We start from the raw sequence: 19,753 nt of genomic DNA on the forward strand, positions 1-19,753 counted from the left end.
TATTTTTTGTAAAATCGAGGTGAATATATTTCAATTAATGTTAAGGAGTGATAAATGGAACAGGTGATAGATGAATCTCTTAAATTTGCTGAGGAATTACAGGGTAAAATTGAGAGAAATATTTCTCAAAGTGAGCGAGAATTTCACAGCAAAATGCAAAAATTGCTCAACAATCCTAAAAATAAAGTTATGCTTATAGAGCTTCTTGATAGATCTTTTAGATGTAAAGATAAAAGAGCTTCCTTTGAATTAATAGAGCATACTTTGAATAAATTTGGTATAGCAGACTTTTTCTCACCTTTTGAGAAGTTTTTGCTTTATAGTTTTATTAATTTGGGTCGATTTGCACCAAATATTTCGGTGCCCTTTTTTGTTTCTCATTTAAGAAAAGATACAAGTGCTATGGTGCTAGATGCAGATAAAGGCTTTTTAAAACCTCATATAGAAAAAAGAAAACAAAATGATCACATTACATTAAATGTGAATCTAATTGGTGAGGAGGTCTTAGGCGAAGCAGAATCACAATATAGAATCCGAAAATATGAAGAAGCCTTGCAATCAAGTTATATTACATATATTTCTATTAAGATAACTACCATTTTTTCACAGATTAATATTATAGATTTTAAATATTCTAAAGATGAAGTGGTAAAAAGATTAGATCATCTCTATGCTCTAGCTGAAGCTGAAGAAAAAAGACAAGGTGTAGAAAAATTTATTAACCTTGATATGGAGGAATTTAGAGATCTTGAGCTAACAGTTGCTGCATTTATGGAAAGTCTTTCTAAATTTAATATTAAAGCAGGTATTGTTTTACAAGCTTATATACCCGATTCTTATGAATATCTCAAAAAACTCTTTGCTTTTTCAAAACAAAGAGTGCAAGAGGGTAAAAAACCCATTAAGATTCGCTTTGTAAAAGGCGCAAATATGGAAAGTGAGGAGACAATTGCTAGTCAAAGAGGATGGGAGCTTCCTACTTTCTATAAAAAGATTGACACAGATAGCAATTATAATAAAATGCTTGATTTTATCCTGCAAGATGAAAATTATAAATATATCAACATTGGTATAGCAAGCCATAATATCTTTGAAATAGCTTATGCTTATACAAGAATCAAAAAAGCAAATGCATTTGATAGCTTCACCTTTGAAATGCTTGAGGGTATGAGTTTGCAATGTTCGTATGAGATTTCTAAACTTCATAATCTTATTTTGTATGCACCAGTGTGCGATGAAGCGCATTTTAATAACGCCATAGCCTATCTTGTTCGAAGACTTGATGAAAATACAAGCGAAGATAATTTTATGCGATATTTCTTCAATTTAAAAGTGGGTGATGCAAATTGGCAAACACAAAAAGAGTTGTTTCTAAAAAGCCTTGAAGGTATCAAAAACTTAGATAATAGCACACACAGAATACAAGATAGAAACAAAGAACAAATTATTAAGAGTGCTTATGAAACTAAAGTTTTCAAAAATGAAAGCGACACGGATTTTATTTTGCCTCAAAATAGAGAGTGGGCGGAAAAAATCAAAGAAAAATATGAAAATTTAGAAGCTTATGAAGTCTATCCTGTGATTTCTGAAGTAATTAAAAAGGCAGATTTAAAGCACATAGAAGTAAAAGATAAGATTAAAAATCGTTTAATTGCAAAAGTGCATTTAGCCGGTGAAAAAGAAATTAAACAAGCTTTAGAAGTTGCTAAAAATTCTAAATTTAAAGAAAAAAGTTTTGATGAGATTCATCAAATTTTAGCTAAGGCAGCTAAGATTATGAGAGAAAAAAGAGGGGATTTAATAGGAATTGCAGCCCTAGAAGTAGGAAAGACTTTTTTAGAGATTGATCCTGAAGTGAGTGAAGCTATTGACTTTACTGAATTCTATCCTCATTCTTTGGCTGCATTAATCAAGCAAAATCCAAAAACAAAATTTGCCCCTAAAGGCGTTGGGGTAACAATTGCTCCTTGGAATTTTCCTGTTGGAATCTCAGTGGGCACGATAGTAGCCCCTTTAGCAGCAGGTAATGCAGTGATTTATAAACCTTCATCTTTATCAACACTTACAGGGTATATGATATGTGAGTGTTTATGGGAAGCTGGAGTTCCAAAAGATGCTCTTATTTTCTTGCCTTCAAAGGGAAGTGATGTTTCAAAATATTTACTCACAAATGAAGCTGTAAAATTTGCTATTCTAACAGGAGGAGAAGAGACTGCCTATAAGATGCTAGAAGCTAATCCAACCTTGCTTTTAAGTGCGGAAACTGGTGGTAAAAATGCGACTATTGTCTCAAAATTTGCTGATAGAGATAGTGCGATTAAAAATATTATTCATTCTGCTTTTTCAAATTCAGGACAAAAATGTTCAGCTACTTCTTTGCTTGTTCTTGAGGATGAGGTTTATGAAGATGCGGAATTCAAAAAAACCCTTGTAGATGCAGCTTCATCTATGCTAGTTGGCTCACCTTTTGAATTTAAAAATAAAATTGCGGCACTTTGTGATGAAATTGATCCAAAGGTCCAAAGAGCCTTGGATGAATTGAAGCCTTATGAAGAATGGGCGTTAAAACCAAAATTTATAGATGATAATAAGCATTTAATGAGTCCGGGCATAAAATATGGCACTAAGAAAGGTGATTTTACACATATGACAGAGCTTTTTGCGCCAATTCTTAGTGTTATGAGGGCAAAAGATCTCAAGGAAGCCATTGAAATAGTTAATTCTACTGGGTATGGCTTGACAGCTGGTTTTGAAAGTCTTGATGAGAGAGAATGGGAATATTTCCATACGCATATAGAAGCAGGAAATATTTATATCAATAAGCCAACTACTGGTGCTATAGTGCTTCGTCAGCCTTTTGGTGGAGTTAAAAAATCAGCTATAGGATTTGGTAGAAAAGTAGGAATTTATAACTACATCACGCAATTTTTAGAAATCACCCAAGAAGAAGCAGATAGCAATTTGCTTGAAAATAATTTTTCAAAAACTCTTAAGAGCTTGGGCTTTAATGAGCTTGATAAAATGGCACAATCTTATGCCTATCATTATAAAAACGAATTTTCTGTAGCAAAAGATTATGTGGGTATTAGGGGCGAGGATAATCTATTCTCTTATACTAAGATTAAGAATCTAGCTTATAGGGTTTGCAAAGAAGATAGCTTAAGAGATATTTTAGGGGTTGTCTTGGCGGCAAATATAGCAGAAATAGAACTTTTGGTGAGTTTTGATGAAAATTCTCATATGGAAAGCGCAAAAGAATTATGTCAAAAACTTGGTTTTAAAGTTAAGTTTTTAAAAGAAGTAAAAGAGGATTTTGTAAGTAAAATTTCAGATTATGAGAGAATCCGCTATCATTTAGCACCAAATGTTAATGATGAAATCTACAAAGAAGCTTCAAGTTTAGCCAAGATAGTTATTAGAGAAAAACCACTCTTAAATGGTCGATTTGAATTCCTATTCTATCATAATGAAAAGTCTTTAAGTATATCTTATCACCGCTATGGAAATTTAGGAATTCGTGCTTTAAAACAATAAAAGGAGAAAATAAATGGAAGTTGCAAATATTAATACGCCTATTGCAGTTATGTTTGTTGCTTATGCAGCTTTAATGTTGTTTATAGGTTTTTATTTTTATCGACAAAACAAAAGTAGCGAAGATTATTTTTTGGGTGGTCGTTCAATGGGTCCTGTGGTTTCAGCTCTAAGCGCTGGAGCTTCGGATATGAGTGGATGGTTGCTTATGGGCTTACCTGGGGCTTTGTATGTAAGTGGATTTATTGATAGTTACATTGCCATTGGTTTGACTATAGGAGCTAGTTTGAATTGGATTTTTGTAGCCAAAAGACTTCGCATTTACACAAGTGTTGTAGCCGATTCATTAACTATTCCGGATTATTTTGAAACACGCTTTAGTGATGATAAACATATCTTACGCGTAGTTTGTGCGGTAGTGATTCTTATTTTCTTTACTTTTTATGTTTCATCAGGACTTGTAAGTGGGGCAAAACTCTTTGAAGAAGTTTTTGGGATTAAATATTCTTATGCGCTTTCTACAGGAACTTTAATTATTGTGGCTTATACCTTTTTTGGAGGTTATAAGGCAGTGTGTTGGACAGATATGATTCAGGGTTTATTAATGCTTTTAGCACTTGTTGCTTTGCCAGTTGTAATGCTTTCACACATTGGAGGTTTGAGTGAGGCAAAGAAATACATTAGCCTTTCTGATGATTCAAGTAAAAAGATTGTCGAAATTCAAGCGCAAATCCCAGATATACTAAGCAATCTTGAAACTGCAGAATCTCAAGAAAAGATACAATCACTAATTGCAGCACTCAAAAATACTCAAGATCGTAATATTAGTGCTACTAATCTTGATAAAAATCTTAGAAATGATGCACAGATTTTAATACTGTTTAATCAAGATCTAAATTCTTTAGTTACTTCAAGAGATTTTGCTAAAAGGCTTGAATTGGCAGTAGAAACAAATGATGGTGAAACTTTAAATTCATTGCTTTTGGTATTTTCAAAAATATCTTTTGTAGCAAAAGAGAGATTGCAATGGTTTAGTGGCGTATCATTGGTGGGTATTATTTCTGCTCTTGCTTGGGGGCTTGGTTATTTTGGACAGCCTCATATTCTCGTGCGCTTTATGTCGATCCGATCTACTAGAGATATTCCGCAAGCAACATTTATTGGTATAGGTTGGATGGTAATTTGTCTTGTTGCAGCTTGTTTTATTGGTATGCTAGGTGTAGCTTATATTAATAAATTTAACCTTACTTTAGCAGATCCAGAGAGGATTTTTATTGTAATGTCTCAGTTATTGTTTAATCCTTGGATGGCAGGAATCTTGTTGAGTGCAATTTTGGCGGCTATTATGAGCACAGCTAGTTCGCAATTACTTGTTTCTAGCTCAACAATTGCAGAGGATTTTTATAAAAAGATTTTCAAACAAGAAGCTTCAAATGCTATGGTGTTGCGCCTAGGTAAGATTGGGGTGCTTGTGGTTGCTTTGATTGCCTTTGTTATCTCTACTGATAAAGATTCTAGCGTTTTAAGTATTGTTGCATACGCTTGGGCTGGATTTGGAGCATCTTTTGGTTCGGTGATGGTTTTCTCTCTCTTTTGGAGTAGAATGACAAGAATTGGTGCAATTGCTGGAATGATTAGTGGTGCAGCTGTAGTAGTGCTATGGAAACAATTTTTTGCCCATACGGGTATCTATGAAATTATTCCAGGGTTTTTAGTGGCTTCTTTTGCTATTATTGTTTTTAGTCTTGTGAGCAATGTGCGACCTGGGACTAAAGCTGCTTATCAAAAAATGCTAGAAAATCTTTAAGCTAGAAGCTTTTAAGCTTCTAGGCTTTTAGTATTTTCTTTCCAAAATACCTTGTGCTTTTTTAATCATAGGAAGATCTATAACATTACCTTCAAAACTAAATGGTTCTCCTTTGTGAAGTTTTGATAGTTGTATGACTTCTTTTGCCCATTCAATTTGGTTATTACCTTGAGCAAAAATTGTATTGATAATTGAGAGTTGATTTGGATAAAAAGTTAATGATCCACCAAAGCCCATAGAATAAGCCAATTCCATATTTGCTTTAAGTCTTGATTCATCTCTAGTATTAGGGAAAACACGGTTGATTGGAGCTAAAAGATTGTTGATTCTGCTTGATAGAGCTATTTGTGTGCGCACATAATTGAGCATAAAGTCCTTGCCATCACCATCTCTTAATCCTAGATCTAAAATCATATCAAATGCCCCAAAAGCAAGTTGTTTGACATTAGGCTGTGAAGCGGTGATATTGATGTTTTGCACTCCTATTGCGCTTTCAATAAGCAAAAGCAATGGAATCTTTTCAAGTGCTACATTAACAGCTTCTACATGTTCTTTTTGCTCGGTTTTGGCTAGCATAACGCCATGGAGTTTTTCTAAGCCAAGTTCTTTTAAAAACTTCATATCATCTTCAAAAAATGGGCTTTGTGCATCATTGATACGCACAAAAAATTTGTATTGACTATTTTGTTTGCAAAAATTTAAAATGTTAGTCCTACCTTCATCTTTGCGATCTTTTGGAACAGAATCTTCTATATCCAAAATAATGGCATCTGCTTCACTTTCAAAACCGGGTTTAAAATTTTCAGGTTTAATGCTAGAAACAAAAAGAAGACTTTTTGCCTTGGGGTAAGTTGAATTAGACATTGGAGTATCCTTAAAAAAGTGTGTAATCTATGATAGATGTGGCAGGGATTATAGCAAAAAATACAAAAATCTTTGAACTTTTTTAGTAAAAAATTATTGAATATAATGCGCTCCAATTGATTCTTCGCGTTTAAGTGCGGATTGAATGATATTTTGCGCTGTTAAAAGGCGTAATTTTAGTAATCTTCCAATTCCACTTTGTAACATTACCTCCACTCCACCCAAGGCTTCATTTAAGCCGCTTTTTTTGCGAATAATTCCGACTTTATTCCACATTAAATGGCGTAAAAGGGCTTTTAGATTCTCATCTTGTTCTTTTTGGAGAATTTGTGTATGCAAAGGGAATTCTCTAATCTTAAAAGAGAGGCTATTAGCCAAAATATCTTGAGTGGCACGGCGAGAAAAAACCAGTCCTTCTAAAAGAGAGTTTGAAGCAAGGCGATTAGCTCCATGCACACCTGTGCAGGCACATTCTCCCACTGCATAGAGATTTTGCATTCCTAGAACTTTGCCCACATTGTCTGTTTGGATTCCTCCCATACAATAATGGAATGCAGGAGAAATGGGAACTCTATTTTTTGGAACATCAAAGCCTGCAGAATTAAGATTGCGTGCAATATTTGGAAAACGCTCATAAAAAAAGTCTTTATCAAAGGCGCTAAAATCTAAATAAACTTCTAATTCTTCTGGTTTTGCGTTAGGGTATTTTTCTTTGAGTTTGAGTTTGTAGTCAAAAATAGAGCGTGCAACCTTATCGCGCGGTGCAAGTTCGCCTTTAGAATCATAGTCAAATAAAAATCGTTTGCCCCAAAAATCCACTACAAATGCACCCTCTCCACGCAAAGCTTCGCTTAAAAGCATTTTTCTTGCGTGTGTTGTTTGAACAAAAACTGTGGGGTGGAATTGTAGCATTTCCATATCTTTAAGTTTTAAACCATTTTCCAAAATCATTCCATGCAATTCACTTGAAATGGTATAGGCATTTGTATGGTATTCAAAAAGTGCGCCAACTCCACCACTAGCTAAAATAACATTATTAGCATAGAGATTATAGTTTCCTCGTTTGGTTAGCACACTCACACCACAGCAATGATCATCATCAATAAGCAATTCAGTAACACTAGCATTTTTCCATAAAGTATGTGTGATTTGTGCAATTAAATGGCTATGTAGCACACGACCTGTGCAGTCTCCACCAGCGTGAATAATTCTTGAAGTGCTATGAGCAGCTTCTTTAGTAAAGAGTAGATTCCCATTAGAATCTCTATCAAAAGGCGTTTGGCGTATAATTAAATCTTCTAAGACTTCCAAGCTTTCTTTGCTAAGAGTGGCAACAGCATCTTCATTGCACATTCCTGCTCCAGCTTTTAGAGTGTCTGTGATATGTAAGGGGATATCTGCTTGATTTTTGGCAACGGCAATTCCACCTTGTGCATAAAAGGTATTGCACTCCCAAGGCTGATCTTTGCAGAGAATAAGCACTTTAAGTTTTTTGGGAAGATTTAAGGCTGCATATAGTCCAGCAATCCCAGCGCCAACAATAATCACATCATATTGCATAAAAATCCTTTATTGTATTTGCTCGCTTTTTGGGTTAAATGGATCGTCTTTGAAGCCACAACCTACTAATAAAAAAGCAACAAGATGTGCTATAATTATGCAATGAAAAAAGCGTGTGAAATTTTGTCTCATCTTTACAATAATCCTTTGTATAAAAAATTATCTCAACATCAACAAATTCAGCATTTTATCGTGATGTTACCCTTTAGTTTGCGCCAAGGGATTCATTTTTGTTATAGTAAAAATAGCATTTTATATTTCGTTCTTAAGCATCCCTGTTTTAAACAAGAGTTTGATTATAAACTAACAATTATAAAGCAGTTATTAAAACAATATCAAAAAATTCAAAACAAATTGCTTGATATTAAGGATTTAAAGGCGTTTGTGAGTAAAAGTGCTTATCAAAAATCCTTGCAAGAATCAACACATAAAGTTGCTAGTTATGGTGAATTATCTAGTGGAGAATTTGAAAATTTAGCAAAAAATCAAGAAATTTATGAAATCTTTGAAGAAATTAAAAAAGCGATTGTATGCAATCATTAGAACAAAAGTTATCGCCCCTTAATGATACTTTACTTGAAATCCTAAAGAAACTTCCTAGTCAAAGTGGAGTGTATCATTATTTTGATAGTGAGGGGAGATTGCTTTATGTAGGAAAAGCAAAAAATCTAAAAAATCGCGTAAAGAGTTATTTTCGATTCACTCCTAAGCTTTCTGTAGCACCAAACTTAAGCGCTAGAATTACGCAAATGGTTTCACAGATTGCTTTTATGCGTTATATTGTGGTAGAAAATGAAAATGATGCCTTGATTTTGGAGAATTCATTTATTAAGCAGCTTAAACCCAAATACAATATCCTTTTGCGAGATGATAAGACTTACCCTTATTTGTGCGTAGATATGTCCGTTGATTTTCCGCGTATTGTGCTAACAAGAAAGATTCTAAAAAGCCCAAATATTCGTTATTTTGGACCTTATTCTAGTGGTGCTAGGGATTTATTAGATTCGCTTTATGAAGTTTTTACTCTTGCACAAAAAGAAAGTTGTCTTAAGGGAAAAAAAGCTTGTTTGTTTTATCAGATTAAGCGTTGTTTAGCTCCTTGTGAGGGTAAAGTGAGCAAGGAAGCTTATCAAGAGATTTTACAAAAGGCTTTAGAATGTATCCATAATCCCAAAAAAATCTTAAGTATTTTAGAAAAAAAAATGGAATTTTTATCTGAAAATTTGCGGTTTGAAGAAGCTATGGTGCTAAGGGATAGGATTAGCAAAATCAAGCAAATTAATCCGCTCTCAAGCGTGGATTTTGCAAGAATGGAGGATTTGGATATTTTTGCTTTGGAGAGTGAAGGGAATAGAGGCGTTTTGGTGAAATTTTTTGTGCGTGAGGGGAGGGTTGTCTCTAGTGCGAGTAATGTTATTAAAAGTCAATATGAGATAAATTTTGAAGAAGTTTATACGCAAAGTTTGATTAATTATTATAGTAACACACTTCCTATCAAGCCAAAACAGGTTTTGATACCTTATAATTTTGGCGAAAAAAGAGAGGAATTAGAAGCGTTTTTAGTTAAGCAATTAGGAAAGAAAATCCCTATCCATTTTCCAAAAAGTGGAGATAAAAAGAAGCTTTGTGATTTGGCATTGCAAAATGCTAGAGAAACCTTGAAAATTAATGTTACTAATGAAGAAGCTTTATTGTTAGCATTAAAAGAGCTTTTTTCTCTTCAAAGCATTCCTTATAAAATTGAAATTTTTGATACTTCTCATCATAGAGGAAAGCAGTGTGTGGGAGCTATGGTGGTTTATGAAGAAGGGTTTATTAAAGAATCTTATCGGCATTATTTACTAGAAGGCAGTGATGAATACTCTCAAATGCGCGAAATGCTAGAGCGTCGAATCGCAGATTTTAGCATTGATTCACCACCGGATTTGTGGGTGCTTGATGGGGGGATTGGGCAAATTAATTTAGCCAAAGATTTGCTAAGTAGCGTAGGAGTAAATCTTGAAGTCATAGGTATTGCCAAAGAAAAGCTTGATGCCAAAGCCCATAGGGCAAAGGGTAGGGCGCTAGATATTTTGCGTGATGAAAAAAAACAAGAATACCGATTAAGTAGTAGCGATAAGCGTTTGCAGTTTTTGCAAAAATTGCGTGATGAAGCGCACAGATTTGCTATCACATTCCACCAAAAGCAAAAACAAAAAACAATGCAACAAAGCAAAATTTTAGAGATTAAAGGCATAGGCAAAGCAACTCAAAAGCGACTTTTATCCTATTTTGGAAGTTTTGAAGCAATCAAAGAAGCTAGTTTGGAAGAGTTAGAAAAGGTGCTTTCAAAAAATCTAGCCAAAAGTGTGTATGAGTGCTTAAAATAAGCTCTATTATTTACGCCTAGCGACAAATAGTGTGCAGACATTTGCTGAAAATGATTTGGTATAGAGTGGTTCAAAATTATTTTCTTGGAGTTCTAAATTGAGTTTATTTGCAGTTAAAAACTCTTCAATAGAATCGGGCAAATATTTGTAAGCGCGGTAATTTTTGGAGATGATTCCACCCACAAAGGGTAAAATATTTTTGGTATAAAAGCCCATAAATTTTTCTAACATTTTAGGATTTTCACATTTAGTAAATTCTAAAATCACCAAAATTCCCCCTTTTTTAAGCACCCTTGCAAACTCACTTAGAGCTTTTTTGCGCTCTACTACATTGCGGATTCCATAGGCAATAGAGAGAATATCAAATTCATTATCTAAAAAGGGCAATTTTGTAGCTTCACATTGTGTAAAATCAATTTGGGGAAGCTTTTTTTTAGCCACTTCTAGCATACCGCTACTTGGATCTGCACCCACGATTTTTTGGAGATTGATTCCAGCGTTTTTAGCGTTTTTTTGCCAATGGGTTATCATATCGCCTGTGCCACAAGCTACATCAAGAATCTTTAGAGATTGTAAGTTTTCTGTAGAGAGATTTTTAAAGGCAAGATTACAAGCCTTTTTTCTCCAAGCAATGTCGATTCCACAGCTCATTACGCGGTTTGCTAAATCATAGCTACTTGCAATATCATCAAACATTGAAATAATTTTTCGTTGTTTATCACTCATGGCATTCTCCGCTTTTAGCGATTTGTAGCCACGCTAATAAACTTTGGATTTGAGTTTGTGTGGCTTTTGTGGAAGTGCCACCATAAGAATCACGACTATTCATTGAAGCTTCCAAATTTAGTGCATTGTGAGCTTTTGGCGGGATTTTAGAATCAACACTACAAAGCTCTTGTGCGCTAAGTTGGCTTAAGTCTTTATTGAGACTTTCGGCATAAGCGACCGCTTTTCCGGTGATATGGTGCGCTTCTCTAAAGGGAATATTGCAGCTTTGCACAAGAAAATCCGCCAAATCAGTTGCGGTTAAATGTCCTTTTTGACAAGCTTCTTTCATTTCTTTGGGATTGATTTGCATTGTTTTTAGTAAGTCATTTAGAATCTTAAGAGAAATTTCTAAGGTTTCAAAGCTATCAAAAACCCCCTCTTTATCCTCTTGCGTATCTTTATTGTATGCAAGTGGTAAGCCTTTCATAGTAGTAAGTAGGCTAAAGAGATTCCCATACACACGCCCACTTTTGCCCCTAAGGAGTTCAGGAACATCGGGATTTTTCTTTTGTGGCATAATTGAGCTTCCAGTTGAATAAGAATCGCTAAGCGTGATGAATCTAAACTCATAGCTACTCCACAAAACAAGCTCTTCTGCCATTCTTGAAATATGCATAGCAATCAAGCTTAAATCATAGAGAAAATCAAGTGCAAAATCTCTATCGCTTACGCTATCAGTGGCATTAAGTGTGGGAGCGGTGAAACCTAGTGCTTTTGCAGTGTAGAATCGATCGGTTTTGTAAGGCGTTCCTGCTAATGCAGCACTCCCTAGTGGGCAGTAATTGTTGCGCTTAAATGAATCACTTAATCGTTCAAAATCTCTCACAAACATACAAGCATAAGCACACATTAAAAAGCCAAAATTTACAGGTTGTGCGTGTTGGAGATGTGTCATTCCTGGGAGTATGGTTGTGGTATGCAAATTGGCAATGTCAAGTAAGGTTTGAATGAGTTCTAAAAGAAGGGCGCGGATTTGTCGATTTGAATCAAGCACAAAAAGGCGAAAATCTAAGGCAACTTGGTCATTTCTACTGCGTGCAGTGTGAAGTTTTTTGCCCACTTCTCCAATGATTTCTATAAGGCGTTTTTCCACTGCCATATGAATATCTTCATCGCTAATATCAAAGGTAAATTCACCTTTTTCTATTTCTGCTTGAATCTGTTCTAAGCCTTGGCAGATTTGCTGTGATTCTTCTTGGGCGAGAATCCCGCAATGGCTAAGCATTTGCGAATGGACTTTTGAGCCTAAAATATCTTGTTTGTAAAGTTTTTTATCAAAAGGAAGTGAAGCATTAAATAAATCAAGTATTTCAGATGCCTTTTCTTGGAATCTCCCTCCCCATAATTTATTGTTTTTCATTTTTTAGACCTTTTTAGAAGGGTTTGATAATAACAAGGAAAGTAACAATGATTAAAATTAGAGTTGGCACTTCATTATACATTCGGAAAAACTTTCCGCTTTTTTGGCATCTATCTTCTCTAAAAGCAATCATAAAACGATAGAGACTAAAGTGATAAATCACAAGAATCACAATGAGTGAGATTTTTGCGTGAAGCCAACCGCCTTGAAGCCAAGTTGGTTCTAGCATTAAAAGCCAGATTCCAGAGAGTAGTGTGCAGATGATTGCTGGGTAGCCGATGAAGTTATAAAGTTTTGATTCTTGGATTTTAATAACTTCACAAAAGCCCTTGTTGTCTTTGTGTTCGGCGTGATAGACAAAAAGACGCGGCAAGTAAAATAACATAGCCATCCAGCTAACAAAAGAAATAATGTGAAAGATTTTGACATAAAGATAAGTCATAATGCCCCCTGATTTTTAAGGTATTTTATTGGGATAAAATTCTATCAAAAGAGACTTAAAGATACGAAAAATTAATGGTATTTTTTGTATAATTTATCTAAAATTATTTGATTAGACTAAGTTTGTATTGAATCATCTTAAGGATTTTATTGACTGCTTTATATTTAGATTTGGAATTTATTAAAAATGCAATTCCTATTTTTGGAGAAGCTTTGTGGCTTACTTTGCATTTGTCTTTTTTTGGGATTATATTTTCTATTTTGCTTGGCTTTTTTATTGCTTTGGTGCAATTTTATAGAGTGCGATTTTTAAGCGCGTTATGCCAAACTTATATTGAATTATCTCGCAACACCCCTTTGCTTATTCAGCTTTTTTTCTTGTATTATGGATTGCCACAGATTGGATTGCAGCTTACAGGTTATACTTGTGCTTTAATTGGAGTTGCTTTTTTGGGTGGAAGTTATATGGCGGAATCTTTTCGTGCAGGGCTAGAATCAGTAGGGAGGATTCAGTTAGAATCAGGTAGAAGCTTGGGGCTAAGTGAAATGCAATTAATGTTTTATGTGGTATTGCCTCAAAGTTTGGCAGTGAGTTTGCCTTTTATTGGAGCTAATGCTATCTTTTTACTAAAAGAAACATCAGTGGTGAGCGCGATTGCATTAGCCGATATTTTGTATATCACTAAAGATTTAATCGGCAGCTATTATAAGACAAATGAAACGCTTTTATTGCTTGTTTTATGCTATCTTGTCGTACTTTTGCCACTTTCATTTTTATTTTTGGCTTTGGAGAAATACTATAAAAGGAAAATGGCGTAATGGAAATTCTTTTTGATTCTCAAAATATTTTGCGCCTATTGCAAGGTGTTTTTGTAACTTTTCAAATCGCCTTTATTGCGATTTTCTTTTCTTGTATTTTTGGTTTTGTGCTTGGGTATTTGATGACTTTGCCCAATCGATTTTTGAGCTTTTTGTGCCGTTTCTATTTGGAAAGTATTCGCATTATTCCGATTCTAGCGTGGCTTTTTATTGTTTATTTTGGATTTTCATCATTTTTAAATCTTAATGGAATAGGAGCGTGTATCCTTGTCTTTAGTTTATGGGGTATTGCAGAAATGGGAGATTTAGTGCGTGGAGCGATTTCAAGTTTGCCACGGCATCAAAGCGAGAGTGGAAGGGCTTTGGGCTTAAGCGAGATTCAAATTCAAATCTTTATTATTTTGCCTCAAAGTTTTAGAAGGCTTTTGCCTCCATTGGTGAATCTTTTTACTCGTATGATAAAAACAACTTCACTAGCTGCGCTCATTGGAGTTAGCGATATGTTAAAGGTGGGACAACAAATTATTGAAGTCAATCTCATTCATTATCCACAGGCGAGTTTTTGGGTTTATGGTGGAATCTTTGCCTTGTATTTTTTACTTTGTTATCCTTTGTCGCTTTTTGCTAAGCATTTAGAAAAGAAACTTGTATAAGGAAAAAAATGTCAAATCATATGAGTAATGAAGTTTTGTTAAGCGTTTCAAATTTGGTTAAGAAATTTGGCGATACTTTCGTGCTTGATTCGGTATCTTTGGAAGTCAAAAAAGGCGAAGTTTGTGCGATATTGGGACCTAGTGGGTGCGGAAAAAGCACATTTTTGCGTTGCATCAATGGTTTGGAGAGTATTAATAGTGGAAGCATTACTTTTAATGGAGAAGTGATTAATGCGGTAAATGATTCAAAGATTAATTGGAGCAAGATTCGCCAAAAGATTGGAATGGTTTTTCAAAGTTACGAGCTGTTTCCGCATTTGAGCGTTTTGGATAATATTCTTTTAGCACCTTGTAAAGCGCAAAAACGCAAAAAAGAGGAAGTTACTACTCAAGCAATCAAGCTTTTAGAAAGGGTAGGGTTGGCACATAAAAAGGATTCTTATCCTAAGGAATTAAGCGGTGGGCAAAAGCAGCGAGTGGCGATTGTAAGGGCGTTGTGTATGAATCCTGAAATGATGTTGTTTGATGAAGTTACTGCTTCTTTGGATCCTGAGATGGTTAAAGAAGTGCTAGAAGTTATCAAAGAACTTGCAACGCAAGGTATGACGATGATTCTTGTTACTCATGAAATGAAATTTGCCCAAAATGTCGCAGATAGAATCGTGTTTTTTGATAGTGGAAAAATCGCTGAAATTGCTACTCCACAAGAATTTTTTACTAATCCTAAAAGTGAGCGAGCCAAGAGATTCTTTAATATTTTTGAGTTTTAGAATTCTTACACAAAGAATCTATTTGATAAAAATAATTTAAGGGAGTAAAAACTCATATTCATAGACTTTTACTTCTATGTTTTTGGCTAATGCTTTTAGGGCGTAGTTGAGCTCTCCTAGCTTTTGTTTATAGACTTCATCGTCGGCTTTTTGTGGAGAGTTCATCTTGCCTTTGTCATTAAATCCTTGAAAGTGGGCTTTTATATCATAGAGTGAGGCATTTGGATTGTAGTTTTCTTCATCTTTTGCTTGTGCATGATAGTGTCTAAAAAGCTCTTTTCCAGCATCTAAGACCTCTTGTGCTTCTTGGCTAAAGCAAAGTGGCTTAGTTGGGATAAATGCTATATCATCATCGCCAAAAAGGCTTTGATTGGAATCTTTGTTTGTTTCACAATCGTGCTTAATCTTGCCTTGCAAAAAATCTCGCATAAAATGCGATTCAAAGGCTTCATGTGCGTCTATTTCTTTTTCGCTAAAGGGTATAAAGTGATTTGTCCCTTCTTTACTTGTGATTCTATTTTGTCCATGAAAAAGCATAAAGGCAAGGCAATCGCTTTGAAACACAGAATCTTGCGCCCATTTGTTGTTTGGGTAGAGAAACTGATCTCTGTCATTGATCCAAGTGGCTTTGATACAATGGCGGACAGAGAAGTAAATTGCAAAGGGCATTAATATATTAGGAGTTATATTTTTAAATATCCAATGTCCTTTTGTGGGTTTTAATAAAATTCCTACATGATTATTGTTTTGAAAATCTGGGGAGTCTGTCATTAAAATCCCGACAAAATAAGAATCTATGGTTGCTTTAAATTCTTTAATCCATTTATTAATATTTTCTTTTTTATCTAGTGCTGTATAAAATTTCTTTTTGCCTAAACTCGCACCATTTTCATCAAAAATATCTAGTGTAATTGTCTGAAGTGCTTGTGCTTGTGCGAGATTCCACACTAAGAATCCTATGGGAAAACTTCCTTTGACATTATCAAAGGTGTAAGCTGGACACATAAAGCCTTTTAAAAATTTGGCTTTAAAATAGTTTCTAAAATCTATAAAATTACTAGAATTAACATATTTAAGTTTTGAAAAGGCGGCTAGGGTGCAGTGGGGAATCTCATTGTAGATTCTAAAGAAAAATTGCGCAAAAAGCTCATTACTTGCCTTGCCCATAGAATCTTTGTAACGCTCATAGGTGGCATTGCCTAAGGCTACTCCATCTTTGTTTTTCCCTGTGCCTGAAGTTTGAGATATTGTCCCTGCTTCCGCATAGGGCGGATTGATAAAGATAATTAGCTTTTTGCGTTTTTCCTCATTTTTTAGAATCTCTTGCAGGGATTTTGGGAGTTTGGATTTTACACAATCTTGGCATTTAGGATCTAGTCCGCTTTTTGTGTGTTTGGTGCAGGGCTTGTCAAAAAACTCATCGTTTAAAAAATCAAATTGAAAAATATGTCTAGGAAGTAAGCTTAATGTGCCATTTGCTGAGAGTTCTTGCATAATCTCAACATCTGATTTATCAAGCGTGGAGGCGTATAAAGAGGCGGATTCTGTGAGATTTGCTAGGAGATTGCCTGTGCCTGCAGCACAATCCCAAATATAATACTCGCTTTGGTAGTTTTCGCCTAAGGCTTTTTCTAAGTAATTTTGGGCTTTACTTACCCAAATTTGTGGGGTGAAAAATGCACCTTTTCTCTCGCGTATATCGCTTGGCACAAGCAAATCGCGTCGTTCTATGATATAGCCCCAATACTCTTCTTTTGGTGGGCGTTCATAAAGATTCCAAAACTCTGTGTGTGCTTTTTGGTGATCATTAAAGCCAAACTCTGTGAAATTAAAACTCGTGCTATTTGCGCGTTTTTCGAGTTTGACTTTGTAAGAATCACTTTGCAATAAGATTCTAAGAGATTTGAGAATCTCTTTTGTGTTGTTATTTTCGCTTAAAAGATCGGCTAGATAAAAATCACTGCTTAGAATGTCTGGCTTTTCATTTTCCCAATCAATGCTAATGCTAGGCGCGACACTTTGGAGCCATTTTTGGTAAATGGTGGTGAAATTGTTTTTGGTTATGGGGATTTTGGTGATGCTTGTGTTGTGGATTGTAAAATTTGCCTGTATGAAGTCTTGGAGTTCTTTGCAATCGTTTGTAAAAGAAAATTGTAGTTTTTTGGATTCTAAGAGATGTTTTGTGAGTGCGTGGAGTTGTTTAAATTCTTTGCTATCGTGATTGCTTGGGGTAACATTCCAATTAAAGTCGTTTTGTGCGAAAATATGATCGAGCTCGTGATAAGGAATAAAGGCTATCTTTTGGCAATCAAATGCTCCTAAGAAAATAGGCGGGAGATTGTTTTCATAGGTTTTTTCTTTGCCAATGGTTAGGATTAGCTGGATAAAAGATTCGATAATGTCGGCTTTATTGCCTTTTTTGGCTTCAGCCCATAGGAAGTTTATAGGCTGAAAGAGTGTTTGTGCATTGAAACTCACGCAAAAATCAATCCGCCCTAAAATCTGTGTAGAATCTAGATTTTTTAGAATCTCCTTTGCTTGTTTATCAAGCTTTATGCTTCTACTCTGTGGATTTGGGCTAAAGAAGTCGGTGGCGACTTTATTTTTTAGTTCCTCTTCGGGTAAATTTATAGGATACATTTGCGACCTTTTTTAGAAAAACTATTTAATATAACTTAAAAAAGCTTAAAATAATGAATGATTTGTAGAGTTTGTTTTTTAAAAGAAAATATAGGAAACCCAAAAGCCATAAAGGCAAAATTTGGCTTGAATTAAACCCTTTTCATTAAAAGATAATAAATACAACCAAGTAGCGCAATAAATCCGCCTACATATCCAATGTAGCCTACTTCGAGCTTATCTATGACGATTCCACCAATAAATGCTCCACCACCAATTCCTATATTGTAAATCCCAGAAAACATTGACATTGCAATGGAGGTGGCTTTGGGGACTAAGTGAATGATTTTGGATTGAAAAGTTAGATTAAAGATTGTGATACACAATCCCCAAAAAATACAAATAAACACTATGCTAAAACCACTATAGGCAAAAATTTGTAACGCAAAAAGACTAGCCATAATTCCAAAGAGAGCAAAATAAGTAAATCCTAAAATGTGATTATCGTGATATTTTGTAAATAAAAAGCTACCTAAAAATCCAACAGCTCCAAAGGCGACTAAAAGGAGTGTGATTTCTGTTTTATCAAAGTGTGCAATTTGGGCTAAAAAGGGCTCAATATAGCTATATCCGGTAAAATGCGCAGTGGTTAAAAGAATCGTTAAAAGATAAATGCTTAGTAAATGTGGGGTTCTAAGGATTTGTGGAAGTTCTCGGATAGAAACCCCTCCAGTGCTTGGCATAGTTGGAAAAACTCTCCAAATAACAAGCAGAACTAAAAAAGCAACAATTCCTATGGCTAAAAAAGTGGTTCTCCAGCCTAGATATAAGCCTATCACGCGCCCTAATGGCAATCCAGCAATAAAGGCAATAGCGGTTCCTGTTACAACAAAGCTAAGTGCGAGTGATTGTTTGCCCTCTGGAGCAGCACGCACTGCCATAGGAGTGGCAATTGACCAAAAAAGGGCGTGAGAAAAAGCCACGCAAATTCTTGAAATTACTAAAGTAATGTAATCATTTGCTAGGCTAGATAAAATATGACTTGCGACAAACAAAGCCATTACGCAAAGCAAAAGTTTCTTTAGCTCAACTTTAGAAAAGAGAAGCATTAAAGGCAAAGAAGTCAAAGCGACTACCCAAGCATACATTGTAATAAGAAAACCAACTTTGGCTTCGCTCATATTAAAATCTTGTGCTATAAGACTTAAAAGCCCAATAGGCACGAATTCTGAAGTGTTTAAAATAAAAGCACCAAGGCTAATAGCTAAGACACCTAGCCAAATTTTGATTTTATCTTGCATTATTATCCCCTAAAAAGAAAAAGCGGAATTGTATCAAAAATGGTTTTGAAATGCTTTAATAATTAGAATATAAAAATAAAGAAAAGCTTAGTTTTAAGTAAAAGTTTTAGATATTTTTAAAGTAAAATACAAAAAATTAATCGTATAATTATAGATTGAATTACTTTGAATTGAGGTTAGGCTAATGACACAAGAAGAATTAGATGCGCTACTTAATGAAAGTGTCCTAGACACAATGGAAGATGGAAGCGCCAACAAGGAAGAAAAAGCAGAGAATTCCAGCGAAAAAGAAGCAGAAATTAAAACTGCTGAGGGGATAAAAACAGAAGGTTTTCATATTGATTCAGAAACAAGTTGGCCACCACCACCACCGACAACAGAACATAAAGTTGTGCATCAGCTTGATGATGTAACGCGAGATTCAGAGGTTAAAGCCACAGAAACATTTGATAAATTAGAGTTAATTAACAATGCAGGGATGGATATTGAAGAGGGGCTTGGTAAGATTGATAAATTTGTAAAATCTCAAGAAGCAATGCTACAAAAATTACACCAAAAATTCCCAGATTTTCATACCTTTTCTCAGCAGTTAGAAGAAGTAGTAGAAGTAAAAAGCGTTTTGGAAACGCTTTTAAATGCTTCTCAAGATATTAGTAATGCATCTTTGGAAGCTATGGATATTATGCAGTATCAAGATATTCATCGCCAAAAAATTGAGCGTGTTATTAATGTTATGCGTGCGCTTTCTCGCTATATGAGTTCACTTTTTGAAGGAAAAGTGGATGATGCTAAGCGTGTAAGTTCTGCGGTGCATATCCAAGGCGATAATACAGAAAATGTTGTCAATGAAGAGGATATTGAAGCATTGATTGCAAATTTTGGTAAATAGCC

15 protein-coding genes are annotated in these 19,753 nt (G+C 34.9%); 8 read left to right on the forward strand and 7 right to left on the reverse strand.

The window, feature by feature from the left end; genetic code table 11:
• The first annotated feature begins 63 nt into the window (after nt 1–63).
• Both CCY98_RS06405 and CCY98_RS06410 read left to right on the forward strand, forming a co-directional pair.
• Nucleotides 64–3,534, forward strand: a complete 3,471-nt coding sequence (locus tag CCY98_RS06405) for a proline dehydrogenase family protein (RefSeq protein WP_112057768.1) — start codon at nt 64–66, stop codon at nt 3,532–3,534.
• Nucleotides 3,535–3,547: 13 nt separating this feature from the next.
• Nucleotides 3,548–5,338: a sodium:proline symporter gene (locus tag CCY98_RS06410; protein ID WP_112057738.1), complete on the forward strand. Its 1,791-nt coding sequence runs from the start codon at nt 3,548–3,550 to the stop codon at nt 5,336–5,338.
• Nucleotides 5,339–5,365: 27 nt separating this feature from the next.
• Here CCY98_RS06410 and CCY98_RS06415 read toward each other — a convergent pair whose 3' ends face one another.
• Nucleotides 5,366–6,202 carry a CoA ester lyase gene (locus CCY98_RS06415; protein WP_112057739.1) on the reverse strand — a complete coding sequence of 279 codons (837 nt, stop codon included), beginning with the start codon at nt 6,200–6,202 and terminating at the stop codon, nt 5,366–5,368.
• 93 nt (nt 6,203–6,295) lie between these two features.
• Complete coding sequence (locus CCY98_RS06420; RefSeq protein WP_112057740.1) at nt 6,296–7,762, reverse strand: FAD-dependent oxidoreductase; 1,467 nt, start codon at nt 7,760–7,762, stop codon at nt 6,296–6,298.
• Nucleotides 7,763–7,846: 84 nt separating this feature from the next.
• Here CCY98_RS06420 and CCY98_RS06425 point away from each other — a divergent pair, with 84 nt between their 5' ends.
• Entirely contained in the window at nt 7,847–8,305 is a 459-nt protein-coding gene (locus CCY98_RS06425) for a hypothetical protein (protein WP_258439570.1), read from the forward strand.
• Entirely contained in the window at nt 8,293–10,131 is a 1,839-nt protein-coding gene (uvrC, locus tag CCY98_RS06430; RefSeq protein ID WP_112057742.1) for an excinuclease ABC subunit UvrC, read from the forward strand. The genes CCY98_RS06425 and uvrC overlap by 13 nt, the downstream gene beginning before the upstream one ends.
• Nucleotides 10,132–10,137: 6 nt before the next feature.
• On the opposite strand, the gene ubiE is transcribed toward uvrC, so the two are convergent.
• From ubiE to hemJ, 3 genes are read right to left on the reverse strand one after another with little or no spacing between them, the layout of a single operon-like run.
• On the reverse strand, nt 10,138–10,857 hold the full coding sequence (gene ubiE, locus CCY98_RS06435) for a bifunctional demethylmenaquinone methyltransferase/2-methoxy-6-polyprenyl-1,4-benzoquinol methylase UbiE (protein WP_112057743.1): 720 nt from the start codon (nt 10,855–10,857) through the stop codon (nt 10,138–10,140).
• Entirely contained in the window at nt 10,850–12,259 is a 1,410-nt protein-coding gene (gene argH, locus CCY98_RS06440) for an argininosuccinate lyase (RefSeq protein ID WP_112057744.1), read from the reverse strand. Before argH ends, ubiE begins: the two co-directional genes overlap by 8 nt.
• A gap of 13 nt (nt 12,260–12,272) precedes the next feature.
• Nucleotides 12,273–12,701 (reverse strand): protoporphyrinogen oxidase HemJ, encoded by a 429-nt coding sequence (gene hemJ, locus CCY98_RS06445; RefSeq protein WP_112057745.1) that lies wholly within the window; start codon nt 12,699–12,701, stop codon nt 12,273–12,275.
• A gap of 149 nt (nt 12,702–12,850) precedes the next feature.
• Here hemJ and CCY98_RS06450 point away from each other — a divergent pair, with 149 nt between their 5' ends.
• From CCY98_RS06450 to CCY98_RS06460, 3 genes are read left to right on the forward strand one after another with little or no spacing between them, the layout of a single operon-like run.
• Nucleotides 12,851–13,519: an amino acid ABC transporter permease gene (locus CCY98_RS06450; RefSeq protein ID WP_112057746.1), complete on the forward strand. Its 669-nt coding sequence runs from the start codon at nt 12,851–12,853 to the stop codon at nt 13,517–13,519.
• Nucleotides 13,519–14,172, forward strand: coding sequence for an amino acid ABC transporter permease (locus CCY98_RS06455; RefSeq protein ID WP_112057747.1), 654 nt, complete (start codon nt 13,519–13,521; stop codon nt 14,170–14,172). Before CCY98_RS06450 ends, CCY98_RS06455 begins: the two co-directional genes overlap by 1 nt.
• An 8-nt stretch (nt 14,173–14,180) precedes the next feature.
• The gene (locus tag CCY98_RS06460; protein ID WP_112057748.1) at nt 14,181–14,942 is read left to right on the forward strand and encodes an amino acid ABC transporter ATP-binding protein; all 762 of its coding nucleotides are present in this window, start codon (nt 14,181–14,183) and stop codon (nt 14,940–14,942) included.
• Nucleotides 14,943–14,978: 36 nt separating this feature from the next.
• Here CCY98_RS06460 and CCY98_RS06465 read toward each other — a convergent pair whose 3' ends face one another.
• Together CCY98_RS06465 and CCY98_RS06470 are read right to left on the reverse strand one after the other, a co-directional pair.
• Nucleotides 14,979–17,582 carry a hypothetical protein gene (locus tag CCY98_RS06465; RefSeq protein ID WP_112057749.1) on the reverse strand — a complete coding sequence of 868 codons (2,604 nt, stop codon included), beginning with the start codon at nt 17,580–17,582 and terminating at the stop codon, nt 14,979–14,981.
• Between the two features lie 131 nt (nt 17,583–17,713).
• Nucleotides 17,714–18,862 carry a sugar transporter gene (locus CCY98_RS06470; protein WP_112057750.1) on the reverse strand — a complete coding sequence of 383 codons (1,149 nt, stop codon included), beginning with the start codon at nt 18,860–18,862 and terminating at the stop codon, nt 17,714–17,716.
• A gap of 184 nt (nt 18,863–19,046) precedes the next feature.
• Between CCY98_RS06470 and CCY98_RS06475 the strand changes: the two genes are divergently transcribed.
• Nucleotides 19,047–19,751, forward strand: a complete 705-nt coding sequence (locus CCY98_RS06475) for a chemotaxis protein (RefSeq protein WP_112057751.1) — start codon at nt 19,047–19,049, stop codon at nt 19,749–19,751.
• Nucleotides 19,752–19,753: the final 2 nt, after the last annotated feature.

This window comes from Helicobacter sp. 11-8110, assembly GCF_003288905.1.
Classification (GTDB): Bacteria; Campylobacterota; Campylobacteria; order Campylobacterales; family Helicobacteraceae; genus Helicobacter_D; species Helicobacter_D colisuis.